This window comes from Paenibacillus sp. GSMTC-2017, assembly GCF_016019935.1.
In the GTDB taxonomy this organism is placed as follows: Bacteria; Bacillota; Bacilli; order Paenibacillales; family Paenibacillaceae; genus Pristimantibacillus.
The window spans coordinates 962,752-978,316 of sequence record NZ_JAECMT010000002.1; the positions used below are offsets into that span (position 1 = coordinate 962,752).

Below are 15,565 nucleotides of genomic sequence, written 5' to 3' on the forward strand. Positions count from 1 at the left end.
GGTAACCCTTTTTATTGAATGATTGGCAGTTCTATGATGAAGGTAGTACCTGCACCCGATGTGCTATCTACAGAAATCGTTCCTTTGTGCAGCTCTACTAAATGTTTCACAATGGATAAACCAAGCCCTGTCCCGCCTGAACTGCGTGAACGAGCTTTGTCCACACGATAGAATCGTTCAAATATACGAGGTAAATCTTTTCTTGGAATTCCAATACCCGTATCTTTTATTTGGATTCGGATGTGGTCCATATCCGACGCATCTACCGTGACAGATACACGACCACCCTCTGGCGTATAATTAATACCGTTCGACAATAAGTTCATCATAATTTGGCGCAAACGATCTTCATCTGCTTCAACGAACAGACCTGCTTCAATATTTTTATCTAACTGGATTCCCTTCAGCTTTGCTTCTGATTCAAGTAGTCTGAACGTATTCGCTATAAACGTATCAAGCTCCACAGGTGAGAATATGAGCGGTACACGGCGAGATTCAATCTTCGACAGCTCCAATATATCTCCGATCAAACGGTTTAATCGTTCGCTTTCATCATAAATAATTTGCAGGAATGATCTCGTCGTTTCTTCATCTTTAACAGCCCCGCCGAGCAAAGTCTCTGCAAAACCTTTTACTGCTGTGATTGGTGTCTTAAGTTCATGTGAGACGTTAGCGACAAACTCACTTCTCATTCGTTCTAGTCTACGTATTGCGGACACGTCTTGCAGCACAAGAAGCACACCACCGAATGCACCTGGACCACTTTGGCTGATTGGCACTAGATTGAGCTCAAGCAATCGCTCCTCTGGGAAATAAAACGTAATTTCTTCCCTAATATGTCTTCTTGTATCAAGTGATTCCTGAATGATTTGCGCGAGCTCATATTGCTGCTTTGCCTCGACAAAATGTCTTCCTACTAGCTCACGCGCTGAGAAACCAAGCACTTCCTCTGCTCTTCGGTTCATAAGCAATATTTGTCCTTGCGCATCAATCATTACGATACCATTGATCATATTTGCCAGAACGCTCTCTAGCTGACTTTCATTTTGTTTAATTTGGGTCATCTGGACTTGCAGACTGTCTGCCATTGCATTAATAGCAGTTCCAAGCTCGCCAATTTCATTTTGTTTCGTCACTTTAACACGAGCTTGATAGTCCATATTTTTAATTCGTTTTGCTACTTTTGTAATTTGATCAAGCGGTCTAGTTAGTCCAAGGGCAATACGATAACTAACTAGAGCAGCGAAAATAAATAAAAAGATCAGGCCACCGATCATTACCATAGTCAATTTACCTATGCTTTGATCCACCTCGTCCAAACTTTTCGCCATTCGTATAATATAAGGAGTTGTAGCAGTGTCTATTTGTACTGGAATAGCGACATAAATCATACTCTGATCCATCGTCTCACTAGGTCTAACAGTTCTACCGATACCCGTTGTGTAAGCTGCTTGTACTTCTTCTCGTTCTAGATGATTATCCATCTCTCGGGCATTATAATCGGAGTCACCAATTACTATCCCGTCACTGCGAATAAACGTTACACGAGCTTCTGTGTACTGTTTAAGCTCTTTAGCCTCGTTCGTATAATAATCAATCATTTCTTCGACGTTACCGGACCGCCACTCGGTCTTTGCTGCAATAAGCCTCATTTCACGAACCATATTATCTTCTAATGCATTAATATGATTATTTTTAAAAGTGCCTATCATTAATATTCCCGCTGCCAATACAGAAAAGGCTACCATTGCAATCATAATAAATGTTAATCTCGTTCGAAAGCTATTCAATCTGTTTCACTCCTTAACCGATAACTGCTATTTAGATTCGACGGCTGTTGTCAGCCTTCGATTATTATTTGTTGTTTTACTACGTTTATGTTACATGTGTCTGCCCAGTTCCGCTACTTTTCTCTTTGTTAAGTTTTTGTAAAACGTAATGATGGACAGTAGCTAACGGTTGTTGAATTAATATCGATAACACCACTGGTACTGCTGCAAGTGGACTGAAATACGTTAGTGCAAGTACAATTCCGAGTGAAATGTTTCGCATTCCAGTAGCGTAGGAAACTGTAATTTGCAGCTGCCTATCCCGATAACCAACTGTACCAACAAATCCAAGTGCATAACATAAACCTACTAATACAATGACAACTGGCACCAAAATGTACATATCTTGTTTTAGTTGATCAACAAAAGGTGCGATTGCTGAAGCATTCAGCGACACAACACCTACAAAACATAGTTTAGAAATCGGGGCTGTATATGGCTTAACCTGATCCTGAATTTTCCCCTTTGACCATTCGTTCAAGGCTACGCCTATAATCGTTGGCAAGACGATCAAAATCGTCAAATCAAGCATGAGCGGTCCCACCTTAACCTCTATTGCCGATTTAAAAAACAGTTGAATAACAGCAGGTACAACTAGCGGACTAAGCATAGAATCCAGTACAACCATCGCAAGCACAAGAGGAACGTTCCCTCCTGACATACTCACCCATAATACCGTAGATATGCCTAGCGGTATAATCGTAAACAGTACTAACCCAATAACATATGGCGAATCCATTCCAAATATAGCTGCACCTACCCCATACGCAACTAATGGTGAGATGATATGTGCCAAAATGAATGTAAGTCCCATAATACGCGGCTTCTTCATTACTACCTTTAGCTCACCGAGTCCGCAACCTATTGCCATCGTAAGAGTGACGAATGCAAACATATAAGGTACAGCATGAATCATTGGCTTCAGAGAAGCTGCAAATATAAATCCAAGTACGAGTGATCCGGGAATAATAAGAAACATCCACTTTTCAAAATATGAGTTAAATGCTAGTCCGAGCCTACGCACACTGATCCCTCATTCATATCATCTAGTCGCAATCTTTGATAAGCCTTATAATAGCATAGACACAGTCTTGGTAGAACACTTCCTACAAAAGAGAATAGGTGGTGCATAATGAAAAACAGTCAATTTACTAATACGATCATAGCTATGCAATATGTTTCAAGGTGGAAAGAATATTCGCCAAGGTACAAGGACAATGCCGCTAGCCATAGCTTTCGCTGTGCGTCAATTGCTATTCTCATCGGAATTATTGAAGAGAAAGTTTACGGAAACGTCCTCGATAAGCTATCTATTGTCGCTAGAGCACTACTCCACGATTTGAACGAAACGGTAACAGGCTCCATTAAATACGTCACAAAAAAAGATGCTCATGTTGCAGAACATATACAAAAGCTTGAGAGTGAAGTTAGTAAAGAAATTGTGTCTTATTTGTCAAAATCGTTGCAGCCACATTTCTATGATTACATTGTAGATGCGGAAGATGACACTTATATCGGTCAACTCGTACGCGAAATTGATTCATTCGATGCCATGTTGTTTTGTAAACGAGAATACGAGCTTGATTCGAACCCCTATTTCGGTAGTAAATACGAGCAATTTCATCATCAGCTTGCGCATTCCCCCTGTCAGTCCATCAAGTGGATACTTCACGCACTAGGAAACGACGATGGTGTGAAACAATTTCTTGATCACATACTGAATTTAGACCTTATTGAACGATGGGGCGGCAGCTTCAATCTCATTCCTGATAATGATGCTACACATTCCTTTCGTGTAGCTGCAATCTCCCTCTTTAACGGGCTATTGGAGAAAGAACGATTTGGTAAAAAAAATATTGATCTATACCGACTTCTCGGCAAGTCAACGATGCATGACATCGTTGAAGGGGTAAGCGGAGATGTCGCTTCGCCAATTAAGAAGTCGTCCCCCATCATCCGCGAAGCTTTTGAACAATATGAGCAACAAGTGGCGAGAGAGATGGTCCTTAAGCTCCCTGACTTCTTTCATGAAGAAATGATGGATTTTCTCGTTCATTCCAAAGATGCAACGTATGAAGGACAACTAGTCGATATTGGTGATAAGATAGACGCACTCATTAAGAGCAATCTTGAGATGCGGAACAATCCGCATTATGGAGATAAATACTATAAACAGCTTGTTCATATTCAACATCATTATGAAAATCCTTGCGTTATCTTTTTCCTTGCTTATATTCTTCACGATCTTACTTATGACCACTTTGTAAGATAGCTTATAGCGGACTTTATAATGATACTTTCCTCTAATCATGTATTACTACAAAAAAAATCCTCTCTATCCACAGCGGATAGAGAGGATTTTAAATTTATTATCGTATAAGTTCTAGTATGGATGACATGTATTAGTTCAGAGAAGCACTCCAACCAAATGGATATGCAGGTGAAATTTCAAGTGGAAGTGTTCCAACTGGTTTTAAATCACCAAGCAACACCTTCGCAGCTGAAGATAATGCAAGTGGTCTGCACTCATAGACAGCAACGTACGTTTTAACGTCAGGGTACAACAATAGATCGAGTGGATTACGAACTGAGACAGCTACAACACGGTCTCCAGCAAGTTTTACAGCTTCACGTGCGATATCTCTTTCCAAAGGATGTTTGGAAGCATCATACGTTACAACAACAACTTGCTGAAACCCTTCGATACCTTCTAAAGGTTTCTCGCTGTTCATCTTACGTTCAACTACTGTTGCACCGTACTGTGTTAAGAAATCACCAAGCGTACCGTCGCTTGATAACATTTCATCAGCTACAGATACTGGAACGATATCTGGCCATAGTACTAGCGTCTGCACATCACGTTTAAGTGGCAATGATTTACCTTCGTTTTTCACAAGTGTTACTGAAGCTTCGCTCCATTTAACAGCAATTGCTTTATTTCTTGCTGTGCCGATTTCATCTTGTACTTGCTCCCAAGGTGCAATCTCTTCTTCAAGCTGAAGCTTCTCTTTCAAACGTAAAACACGCCCTAATGCTTCATCAATACGAGCTTCGGACAATGCTCCACTTTCAACTGCATCAGCTACAGCTTCTAGCGCAGCAATTTGCTTATCAATTCTATGGCTTACAAGTACCATGTCCGCTCCAGCTCTTAGAGCTTGGATAGATCCTTGACCTGGTCCATAATGCTCATCAATTGCACTCATTTCCAAACAATCTGTAACAATAATACCATCATAGCCTAGTTCTTTACGAAGTAGTCCCGTTAGAACAGGTTCAGACAATGTTGAAGGTACACCAGTTGGGTCAAGTGCTGGCAAGCAAACATGTGCTGTCATGATACAATCCGTGCCCGCTTCAATTGCCGCGCGGAATGGTAATAGTTCAATCGCATCGAGACGTTCACGACTATGTGGCAATACTGGCAATGCATGGTGAGAGTCTACTGAAGTGTCGCCATGGCCTGGGAAATGCTTAACTGTAGCTGCCACACGAGCGGATTGGTAACCAATCACAGCAGCTGCTCCCAGATCAGATACGATATCAGAACGATCGCTATAAGAACGTACATTTATAACAGGATTGTCAGGGTTATTGTTAACGTCGATACATGGAGCATAGTTCATTGTAATACCTAATGAACGCAGTTCTTCACCACAGATACGCGCCGTTTCTTGTGCGGATTCTGAAACACCAGTAGCTCCAAGAGCCATATTGCCCGGCATAAGAGTAACACCGTCAACTAATCTTGCTACCATGCCGCCTTCTTGGTCAATCGCAATAAACATTGGTGGTCTGCCAGCTTTTTTCGTCAATTGCTGTAACTCTACAGACAGACTATGTACTTGTTTCGCGTCCTTAACGTTACGTGTGAAGTAGATTGTTCCGCCGATACCATAAGAATTAATTAGTTCTTTAATTTGTTCAGTCGGCTCATATCCATTAAATCCAAATACGAATAATTGGCCAATCTTTTCTTTCAAACTCCAGTTTCTCCACTCACCATTGCGAACCATTACACTACACCCTCTCATGAATTGTCGTATTATCTACTTTCTTCTCCACTTTCGTTTGTATTAAGCTCCCGAACTTGGAATTTACTACGGTAGTCAGTTGGATTATCGCCTGTATACTTCATAAATACTTTCGTGAAATAACGACGTTCCGCATAACCAACCTCTTTTGCTATTTGTGCAACACTCTTTTGAGATTCCGCCAGCATACTCTTCGCCTTTTCCATTCGTTGACGAGTGACGTATTCAATAAACGTTTCCCCATAAGTTTGTTTAAACAATAAACTAAAATAGGATGTGCTTAGCCCTACATGTGTGGCTGCTTCTTCAACGCTCAAATCTCGATAAAGGTTGCGGTCCAAAAACAACTTAGCTTCTGCCATAGAGTTTTCAGATTGCTTCTTCTTATCAATCGATCGTTCTGAAACGGCATTTGTTACTTGTTGAATGAAAACAAGTAATTCTTTAATGCCGAATCGTCTATCTAGCCTGCGCCACAACAATTCCTCCTGCTCCCTTGAGAAGAGCGCCATCTCCTTCATCTCTCTCATTAGATGAAGGACAAAAAAATGAAGAAGAGGTTTGACTCTGGAACTATTAAGTTCATTCAAATGTTGTAATTGTTGAGAGATGCTCTCCACTTCATACTCAACTGCGAAGCTATCTCCCCGTTTGACCGCACTGATCATCTTTTCTGCAGTAATCCAGAAGGCTTGATCCGCGCTAGTAGATCTTTGCTGATCCGATGGATAGAAAGAGATTGAATCATGTGCAGGGGTTAGTTGCATTCCCCGTTGTACTAACTTGAACGCTTCTGAGAGATCATTTACCCCAACATACTTACGATAGATGCCCGCGTTCAAAGATAACTTAACATGGTTCTTAACTGCGGTTAAGAGCATTTCCGCCCAGCTTTGTATCAATTCATTATTGAATATAACGGATTTATCCGTCTCTATCAAGACACACCATTCGCCATCTCTTGTTTGAATAACTGCATGGTGAAGTCCATTCGATTGAAGTTTTTCACGTAGCACATTACAAACTGCGAAATTCCACAGTTTCCGCTCTTTATCAGACCAATCTCGCCAGTCTTTCGTTTTCTCGGAGCTTACGTCAAGATCAAGTACAATCATCACATATTGCTGCAATTTGAGCTTCTGTTCGTCGCCGGTAAAGAGCCATTCACTTCCTGAAAAATCAGTGTAGTCCATTATAATATCGTAAAGTATCTTTTCACTGGCAAGATCAATCATTCGTCCCAGCTTTTGCTGTTCTTCAAAAAGTTGCTTTTGTTTATTCCGTTGAAAAGACATAATTCGAGCAATAACACCTGTCAATTCATCATAAGGTATAGGCTTTAATACATAGTCATTAACACCATACTGAATAGCAGCCCTAGTATAAGTAAAATCCTGATAACCTGATAACATGATGATATCACAAGGTATATCTCTTTCTCGTATTTGTCTTACGAGCTCAAGTCCATCCATTACTGGCATCCTTATATCGCATAGAAGTAAATTAATCGAATCTTGCTCCATAATTTGAAGTGCTTCTACACCATTTTTGGCAACACCAGCAACGACCAGTCCAAGCATTTCCCAGGGAATAACTTTCTCCAAATTTCTTGTAATATGTGCTTCGTCATCAACTAGGAGCACCCGTCCTATCATAGCCCCTCACCTCTGCTCTTCGGTATTACACAACGAATCGTTGTACCACAGCCCTCTGAGCTGCAAATCATCATGCCATATCCCGTTCCGTAATGAATTCGCAGACGGTCTGCGACATTGCGGATACCTAATCCTCTTCTTTCACCCATCTCAGCTTCATCATGTTTTTTACTTGAAGGGCTGTAGCCCTCAGTTAGTTTATAGAGAACATCATGATTCATGCCAATCCCATTGTCGCTTGCCGTAATAATAATCTTCTGCGGCTCAACAGTAACAATAATCGAGATTACCCCTTGTCCATCTTCGTAACCATCGAAACCGTGCTGGATACTGTTTTCGACTAGTGGTTGCAATGTAAGTTTAAGGATTGAATATTCGAAAGCTTCTTCTGGCACTACCAATTCATAAGTAAATAATTCTTCAAAACGGTATTTTTGTATTTCCAAATAACTTCTAACATGTTCAACTTCTTGCTTAATACTAATTTCTTCGGAATGATGCATACTTGTCCGGAGCAGATTGCTAAGGCGTCTTACCATTAACATAATTTTTCCGCCTTCATTTTGTGCAGCAAGTGCATTGATCGATTCCAACGTATTAAACAGAAAATGAGGCTTTATTTGAGCTTGCATAAGCATCATCTCAGCATGTTGCTTTCGTTCTTGCTCATCTCTAACTTCGATAAGAAGATCGCCTATTCGCTCTACCATACTATTAAAACTATTCGCAAGTAGAACCGTTTCATCCTTCCCTTGCGCAGTAATTCGTATATCTAACAATCCTTGTTCAACAAGCCTCATCTTACGAACTACTTTAATAATGGATTTAGCTACCCGGTTAACAAAAAATACGTTAAATAGTACAGCAGAAAAAATTCCTAATACAGTAATCATGCCAATCCATTGTACGAATCTAATATTTTCATTTGTTAATGAGTCCCACGTTTGAATGGAAACTAATATCCAACCGTTTCGATCTAACTGATAGGAAGAAACTAAACTGTCTACTCCATCAAACTCCATTCTGGAGCTTTTGTAAACTTTAGTCAATTGTGGTGCAGAATCCGTATATAGATCGATACTTTGCCCATCAAATTGTTTGTTGCTATCAAGCATAATAAGGCCTTTATCATTCAAAATGAAATAGCGTGTACCTGATGATTCCGCATCTGGATTTTGAAAAGCTTTCAACATGCTATTTACTTCTTCCGTCTTATATTGCGTCACCATAATACCAAGATCGTTAAACGACTCCATATCTTTAACGACACGCATCATTGTAAATAAAGGAGGCTTAACACCTGTCAGATCACGTTGCTCATGTGGACCTATCCATAAAGGTATTCCCCCACGCGCAATGACGTCGTCATAAAGCGCATTCTGCTGTAGTTCCTGAAACGTAATTGGTCTAAACGTCGTCGGATCATTGCGATAAGAGCGGAACATCGTACCTTCACTCGCATAAAGAACGACGAAGCTTACAGCAGGATGCTGAAACAATATTCTGCTCATTTCCTTCTCCGCTTGATTAATCCGGATCAATGTACTAGGTTCCTCAGGCAAAAAATCATCTTGTTTAAGTGTTTCTTGTACTTCTGAGCTAATCACATTTCCGTTTGAGAGCTGGTCCATCTCTCTGAAAAAATAGGAAATATTCCCACCTATTGCCTTTAACGTAATTTCCGAAAGTTCACTATACTTCTTCTCAAGCAATGATTCGGAATTGATAAAGGAGAAAATACCTAATCCGATCATTGGGATAATGATAAGCGAAATAAAGGCAAGCATAAGCTTAGGTCTTAAATTCATTACGCTATGCCTCCTATTTGCTCTCGATCACCGGAGGAACCGTACTAAGTCCTGCGGGTTTTACTTGGACAGCATTGGCCTTATTTTGGGCAGCCTGTATTTTCTCAGCTACTTGCTGAGGCGTGTGTATATTTCCAATTAACTCTTGAAGTCCAATTCCAATCTCAGCAGTTACTGATGGTTGTACAATCGCGTCAAAAGCTGGCCAAGTACTGCTAGCTTGCGATATAACAGTTACAATCTCATCCATTAACGGATCCATATCAGAGGTATCAGTAAATTTCATGGACGGCAACAGCTTGTCTTCATTAAAGGCCCGTTTTTGCACATCTTCATTAAAGTAGTTAGCAATAAACATTTTAACGACTTCAATCTGCTCGGCCGATAAGTTTGAAGAGAAACCAAATCCATTAGAATAAGAGGCGTTAATAGACTTTTGATCACCTAAACCATTAGGTATGGACGGAAATGAAAAAAATCCGATTTGCCCCTGTAATGATCCCGCATCTTTACTCGTGAAAGGGTTTGCATCCCATGTTCCAGTAAACACCATCGCCGCCTTACCTCTCAGCAATTGACCTCCTTGAAGCGAATAGGAAGAACCTAGGGCGCTAGGAGGGAAATAGCCCCGTTTCACAAACTCTGCATATGCTTCAAACCCTTTAATGAAATTAGGGTCTGTCCATTTTGTCTCACCGGTTAATAGCTTATAGAAGGCATCTATGCCTACATGCCTCTCCATAATCGTATTCCACATCATACCCGAGACCCAAGCATCTTTAGCTGCTAATCCAAAAGGTACATAACCTGATCTTTTAATCGTTTCTGACGTTTCAATTAGCTCGTCCCATGTTTTTGGAATTTTCAGCCCAAGCTCATTAAAAATCTTTTTGTTATAAAAGATTCCTTCGCTGTATCCACCATACGGCACACCATAAACTTTACCATCTATCGTAAACTCAGCTAAACTTTCGAATTTATCAGTTAGATTAAGTTCTTCCAAAATAGGTGTCAAATCGAGCATCCTGTTAGCTTTCACATACAACTTAATATCGGTTCCACCAAATACTTCAAAAATGTCGGGTGGGTTGCCTGCTGCCATTTCTTGCTTGAGCTTCGTGTCACGATTGACGATTTCATCAATACCTTCAAGTTTAATCGTCACCCCTGCATTTTCAGCCATCGTCTTCGCGACAACGTCCTCAAGTACACGTAGCCTTGGTTGGCTCGATTCTTTTATCTGGGTATGACGTAGAGTTAGAGATATCTCTTTATATTTGTTAGTTTCATGCTCGTTAAGTGGTTGAGACTTATTCGTACTGCATGCAGCCACATTCGTCATAAAAGCAACAAGAACAGCGATTAGGATTAAGCTTTTCTTCACGTAGGAAAACCTCCATGCACTGATTCATGTCCCCCTACTTATCTAATACATTATATCCTCTGTCACATAGTGTGAACTAGGAAAAAAAACGACAAGTAGGGGATACAATTCTATTTTTTATTGACGAAGCTTCTCTGTAATGTCCTTTACCTTACGATAAAAACTTTTCCATTGCTCATTCGCATTAGAAGGACCAATCCATTCCTCTTGCTGCTCATTTGCTTTGATTTCAGCATTCATCATATCGTCATCTGAATTCGGCTCATAGTTCGTAAGATTAAGCCTCGTAGCTCTCAATCGTAAATTGTCCTCGGCCATACGTTCTATCATCCTTTCAGCCAGCCTTCACGCAAAGCAAACAAATCTTTAAGCTCATCCGTACTTAATTCTGTAATCCAGTTTTCCGATTGGCCAACAACTTGATCATTTAACGATTGTTTACTTTCGATCATTTCATCTATTTTTTCTTCAAGCGTTCCAAGTGATATAAATTTATGCACTTGAACTTGTTTCGTCTGACCGATACGGAATGCCCGATCCGTTGCCTGATTTTCTACTGCTGGATTCCACCATCTATCATAATGGAAAACATGGTTAGCAGCCGTTAAGTTTAACCCTGTACCTCCTGCTTTCAGAGAAAGTACAAATGCGCAGCAGTTTTCCTCTTCAGATTGAAACTTTGTAATCATGTCATCTCGTTTTGCTTTTGGTACTCCGCCATGCAAATAAGGTACGGGCATTCCAAGCCCTTCCTCAAGCATACTTTGAATTTGTGTTCCCATTTCAACATATTGTGTGAAAATTAAGCAACGTTCACCTTCTGCTGCTATCTCCTCACACATTTCAAGCAACCTTGCCATCTTATTAGAACGATCTGTACTCCAAGCCTCGTTCCCCGTTTCCTTAAGCATTAGCGCGGGATGATTACATAGCTGTTTCAACTTCGTAAGTGTTGCAAGGATTAGCCCTCTACGTTGCATTGCATCTAGTTTATCCAGCTTCTCCATCAAATCAGATACAATGTTTTCATACAATGCGCCTTGTTCAGCAGTTAGAGTCATATAACTTTTGGATTCGATTTTGTCCGGCAATGACAATTGAATAAGCGGGTCCTTCTTAACCCTTCGCAGCATGAATGGTTTCACCCATCGTTGCAATCCTTCAATTAATTCTTTGTCTCTTGTACGTTCAATAGGAACAACAATTGCTTTGCGGAATTCCGTAATCGTTCCCAAATATCCAGGATTGATAAAATCATAAATCGACCATAGCTCCGTCAATCTGTTTTCCATTGGTGTACCCGTTAGAGCAATACGATGCCTAGCAGATAGTCGTCTAATCGCTGTTGACTGTTTTGTATATACATTTTTTATATTTTGCGCTTCGTCTAAGCAAAGAGCATTCCAATGGATCCGTGTTAACTCTTCTTCATCTAATTGCGCTAAGGAATAGGACGTAATTACTAAATCGACCTCTTTGACTTCTTCCTCAAGCTCTTCACCTTTGAATCGTTTATTTCCATAATGGAGCATAACGCGTAAACTCGGAGCAAATCTTTTTAACTCCTTTTCCCAGTTTCCGATTACAGAAGTTGGACAAATAAGAAGTGATGGTCCACTAAAATCACTTTCTTGAACCTTCATGGACATCAAATAAGCCATAAATTGAATTGTTTTCCCAAGTCCCATATCATCTGCAAGTACACCACCAAGACCAAACTTCCTTAGAAACAAGAGCCAAGAAACACCTTGTTGCTGATAAGGTCTAAGCTCTCCAAGAAACGCTTCTGGTGGATCAACTAGCGGGATTTGTGAAATATGCTGAAGCTGTTCGAGCCATGCATGCAAATGCTCATTAAGCTCCACTTCCGCGCGTAGCTCAGATTCAAGGTCACCACTAATGTCTAAATCCGTACCGCCGCGAAGATGCATCTCAAGTACATCACGAAACGAAAGCCCTTTTCGCTTACCTACCCGTTTCAGCCACTGCTTTATTTGATCAACATCTTGTGGATCAAGATGTACCCACTCATCTCCGACTCGGAATAGACGGCGATTTTCTTCTGCCATCTTCAAAAATTCGTTTTCCGATAAATTGATATCACCAAGCGCAAGCTTCCAATCGAACTGCACAATTTGGTCCAAACCAAACATTGATTGCGCAGAAGACCCCACTGACGATTTCATCTTAGCTTTTAGTCTTAGCTTCCTAGAGCGAACAACTTCCCACCATGCTGGAAGGAGTACTGGACTACCTGCCTCAAGCAACGCTATACTTCCATGCTCCAGAAAAGCCCAAGCTTCCTGCTCAGTCAATATTTTTTTAAGGGTTCCATTATTCATTTCATCTTCAAGATGTGGCAATACATTAATCCACTTCGTTACTTCCTTATCCATCTTTAATGTTAAAACTGGTTGCCAATCGGTAGGCAAAGACAAGTGTTCGTCTGTTTCAACAGCTATCCAATCCCCATCTATAACATTTTGGCCAATTGGAAACCACGCTCCACCTTCTCGGTCCTGCAATACTGGCCGTAACAGCCATCCGTTGCCATCACTCGGCTCAATCAACTGAAGTGCAGTACGAAATGGTAATGTATCCTTTTCAACACCGATAGCGATTAACCATTCCTGCTCATCGGTTCCTTTACGCCTTAGAACGCTTTCACCTGATTCCGCTCCGATAGAAGCCCAAATGGTTTGAAGTTCTTCATTCGTCACCATCATCTCTTCGACAGCCTCACTTAGCCATCTATCAATGCCAATGTCACCATTATTAACAGCTTCTTGTAATAACGTTTCCCATTGCCCGCTAATCTCGATTTCGTCGTCCGGGAAAGAGACTCTCCAACTTCGGTTCGTTTCTGTCCAATTCGTCCAATCTGGCACAAACCATCCCTTTAACAACACTTTCCTAATTAATCCTGCAAGCTGGATCATTACAGACAACCGTTCTGTCCAGTGAATTTGCAACAACCTCACAGGTGCAGGAGAAGACAAATAATCGATTGCAACCAATGGAGACAACTTCAGAATAGAGTGGCTGCCTAAGCGTATTTCCTCTACATTCGTGCCATACCAAGAGGCTTTATGCCAAGCAAATAATAAGGAACGAAGCTTTCCTTCGGGTTGGTCCTTCCGTTCTACAGCATTAAGGAGAAGAGCTGACTTTCCATCTTCTACGCTCCAAGTGCCATCGATTGTTATTTGCCTTGTACTTGTAAGTACTCTCATGTTACAACTTTCCCTTTCCACAACTCTTCCTGCAATGCTCTTAACCGTTGATTTTTCGCTACAAGCTCGATTAGAAAACCCTCCCACTTGGCCGTTTCCTTTGAAGCTTTATATAACTTCTCTAACTTCTTTAGTTGCTTCGCAGCCATTCGGTAACCTTGTCTATTTCTTGTCCCAATGGCCGATTCAATGGATTGATGATAAATCGGCATTAATGTATGTGGCGCCACCTTAGCTACTTCACGTAGCTCCGGCGCGTTAATATCTTCCAGCTTTACTCCAATAAAGAGTTGCAAGTCAGCCCATTCCTCATACCGTTTTGCTTTTAACCAATGTTCAGATAGCTCGTTATAGGAGTAAGGAAGCATATCCATCATATATGTTGTCCAAATAGGTAGATCCGGCCTCGCTTCATCAGCTCTACGACAAAGTGTAATAAACGGACCAACCGTACGTGCGTTACGATTATTGTAAACCCGCTCATTCAAAAAACTCATCCACTTTTCAACCGTATCCCACTGCCCTGACTCTATACGTTTTGCAACGCATGGATAAATTAGCTTTTGAGACTTTTCGAAAGAACCGAGCACAAAGTGATGAATAGATTGATCATCCTTCTGATCGAAGAAATACATCATACCTGCAGCATTATGGAGAAAAGAATCGTTTCTCTCCACTATATCTTGCGAGTCCAGTTCGTTTAACAATCTGGACATCTCTTGTTCATACCAGTCTCGATTTTCTGAGAGCTTCTCACAAAAGCTTAAATATAAAAAACTCCAATCGAACAACTGTTTTTCAGTCAATAATGCTCTCTGTTTAATATGGAAAATTAACGCATTACTCCAAGCAATTTCTCGCTCGTTCATTTCTTTTGGTTCAAGCTCTCCAATTAACGTATTGCAATGTTCAATCCATGGCTCCGCCATTCTAAGAAAGGACATCTCATGATAATAACGACTGAAGCTATCGACCGTTAATATCGCTCGTTCAGCTTGTTCCAATATAAAAATTATTGCGGTTGACCAATGTAACCGTTGATATGACTTCTCCCAATCCTTTGAAAGGCCTTTTAAACTAGAAAGTAGCGGTTGAAGTGCATGAAGTGAATGACGGCATTTCCTCCATGTTTCCCCGTATTCCGACTCCATCCACTCTAGCCATGTTCCAAAGGGATCCCCTTCATTAGGTGTAAATGTAGACTCGGCGTTTCCTATAACTTCCTCTTCTTTAACTAAATTTCTCGCTGGTGTTAAGCCGAGTAGTCTGAAATAGCACTGTTCTGCCCCTATTGGCCCACCCTTATGCTCACTGCAATATTGAAAGTAAATAGCAACCATATGCTTACAAAGCCCATCATATGGGCAGGTACAACTACTATAGCGAAGGTGCTCTGCATCGATTACTACTGCATAAAGCGTAGAGCCATTCACTACACCCGTTAACGTATTTTGGGCTGTTGCTGTGACACTTTTTACTTGACCATTTTTATAGTAACTCCATCCATGTTTAATGATGGGGCCAGATATATATTCATTAAGTTGCTGTTCCAACACAGAATGCAGCTTCTCAAGTAGTCGCATGGAGAGGACCAACACCTTTCTTTCCGTTCATTTGCATTC

General features: G+C 40.9%; 10 protein-coding genes. 1 reads left to right on the top strand and 9 read right to left on the bottom strand.

The genetic code is table 11. The features are described 5' to 3' along the window. Positions 1 to 11: 11 nt before the first annotated feature. A complete protein-coding gene (gene pnpS, locus I6N90_RS11845; RefSeq protein ID WP_197935691.1) occupies positions 12 to 1,790 on the bottom strand; it encodes a two-component system histidine kinase PnpS in 1,779 nt (592 codons plus the stop codon). Between the two features lie 85 nt (positions 1,791 to 1,875). After that, entirely contained in the window at positions 1,876 to 2,853 is a 978-nt protein-coding gene (locus tag I6N90_RS11850) for a bile acid:sodium symporter family protein (RefSeq protein WP_332262443.1), read from the bottom strand. 108 nt (positions 2,854 to 2,961) lie between these two features. Here I6N90_RS11850 and I6N90_RS11855 point away from each other — a divergent pair, with 108 nt between their 5' ends. Beyond that, positions 2,962 to 4,101, top strand: coding sequence for a YfbR-like 5'-deoxynucleotidase (locus I6N90_RS11855; RefSeq protein ID WP_197935692.1), 1,140 nt, complete (start codon positions 2,962 to 2,964; stop codon positions 4,099 to 4,101). A 130-nt stretch (positions 4,102 to 4,231) separates the two neighbouring features. On the opposite strand, the gene I6N90_RS11860 is transcribed toward I6N90_RS11855, so the two are convergent. From I6N90_RS11860 to I6N90_RS11890, 7 genes are all read right to left on the bottom strand, one after another. Next, the gene (locus I6N90_RS11860) at positions 4,232 to 5,845 is read right to left on the bottom strand and encodes a glycoside hydrolase family 3 protein (RefSeq protein ID WP_197935693.1); all 1,614 of its coding nucleotides are present in this window, start codon (positions 5,843 to 5,845) and stop codon (positions 4,232 to 4,234) included. A gap of 29 nt (positions 5,846 to 5,874) precedes the next feature. Continuing rightward, positions 5,875 to 7,518, bottom strand: coding sequence for a response regulator transcription factor (locus tag I6N90_RS11865; protein ID WP_197935694.1), 1,644 nt, complete (start codon positions 7,516 to 7,518; stop codon positions 5,875 to 5,877). After that, positions 7,515 to 9,326 (bottom strand): cache domain-containing sensor histidine kinase, encoded by a 1,812-nt coding sequence (locus tag I6N90_RS11870; RefSeq protein WP_197935695.1) that lies wholly within the window; start codon positions 9,324 to 9,326, stop codon positions 7,515 to 7,517. The genes I6N90_RS11865 and I6N90_RS11870 overlap by 4 nt, the downstream gene beginning before the upstream one ends. 13 nt (positions 9,327 to 9,339) lie before the next feature. Beyond that, positions 9,340 to 10,710 carry an ABC transporter substrate-binding protein gene (locus I6N90_RS11875; protein WP_197935696.1) on the bottom strand — a complete coding sequence of 457 codons (1,371 nt, stop codon included), beginning with the start codon at positions 10,708 to 10,710 and terminating at the stop codon, positions 9,340 to 9,342. 117 nt (positions 10,711 to 10,827) lie between these two features. Continuing rightward, complete coding sequence (locus I6N90_RS11880) at positions 10,828 to 11,028, bottom strand: hypothetical protein (RefSeq protein ID WP_197935697.1); 201 nt, start codon at positions 11,026 to 11,028, stop codon at positions 10,828 to 10,830. A gap of 8 nt (positions 11,029 to 11,036) precedes the next feature. Beyond that, positions 11,037 to 13,943, bottom strand: coding sequence for a DEAD/DEAH box helicase (locus I6N90_RS11885; protein WP_197935698.1), 2,907 nt, complete (start codon positions 13,941 to 13,943; stop codon positions 11,037 to 11,039). Next, positions 13,940 to 15,526 carry an SWIM zinc finger family protein gene (locus I6N90_RS11890; protein ID WP_197935699.1) on the bottom strand — a complete coding sequence of 529 codons (1,587 nt, stop codon included), beginning with the start codon at positions 15,524 to 15,526 and terminating at the stop codon, positions 13,940 to 13,942. Before I6N90_RS11890 ends, I6N90_RS11885 begins: the two co-directional genes overlap by 4 nt. Positions 15,527 to 15,565 lie beyond the last annotated feature (39 nt).

Excerpts from the sequence above, each read along its gene's own strand:
- I6N90_RS11885 (WP_197935698.1), bottom strand. The coding sequence starts at position 13,943 with ATGAGAGTACTTACAAGTACAAGGCAAATAACAATCGATGGCACTTGG.
- I6N90_RS11870 (WP_197935695.1), bottom strand. The coding sequence starts at position 9,326 with ATGAATTTAAGACCTAAGCTTATGCTTGCCTTTATTTCGCTTATCATT.
- I6N90_RS11865 (WP_197935694.1), bottom strand. The coding sequence starts at position 7,518 with ATGATAGGACGGGTGCTCCTAGTTGATGACGAAGCACATATTACAAGA.
- I6N90_RS11890 (WP_197935699.1), bottom strand. The coding sequence starts at position 15,526 with ATGCGACTACTTGAGAAGCTGCATTCTGTGTTGGAACAGCAACTTAAT.
- I6N90_RS11855 (WP_197935692.1), top strand. The coding sequence starts at position 2,962 with ATGAAAAACAGTCAATTTACTAATACGATCATAGCTATGCAATATGTT.
- I6N90_RS11880 (WP_197935697.1), bottom strand. The coding sequence starts at position 11,028 with ATGGCCGAGGACAATTTACGATTGAGAGCTACGAGGCTTAATCTTACG.
- I6N90_RS11860 (WP_197935693.1), bottom strand. The coding sequence starts at position 5,845 with ATGGTTCGCAATGGTGAGTGGAGAAACTGGAGTTTGAAAGAAAAGATT.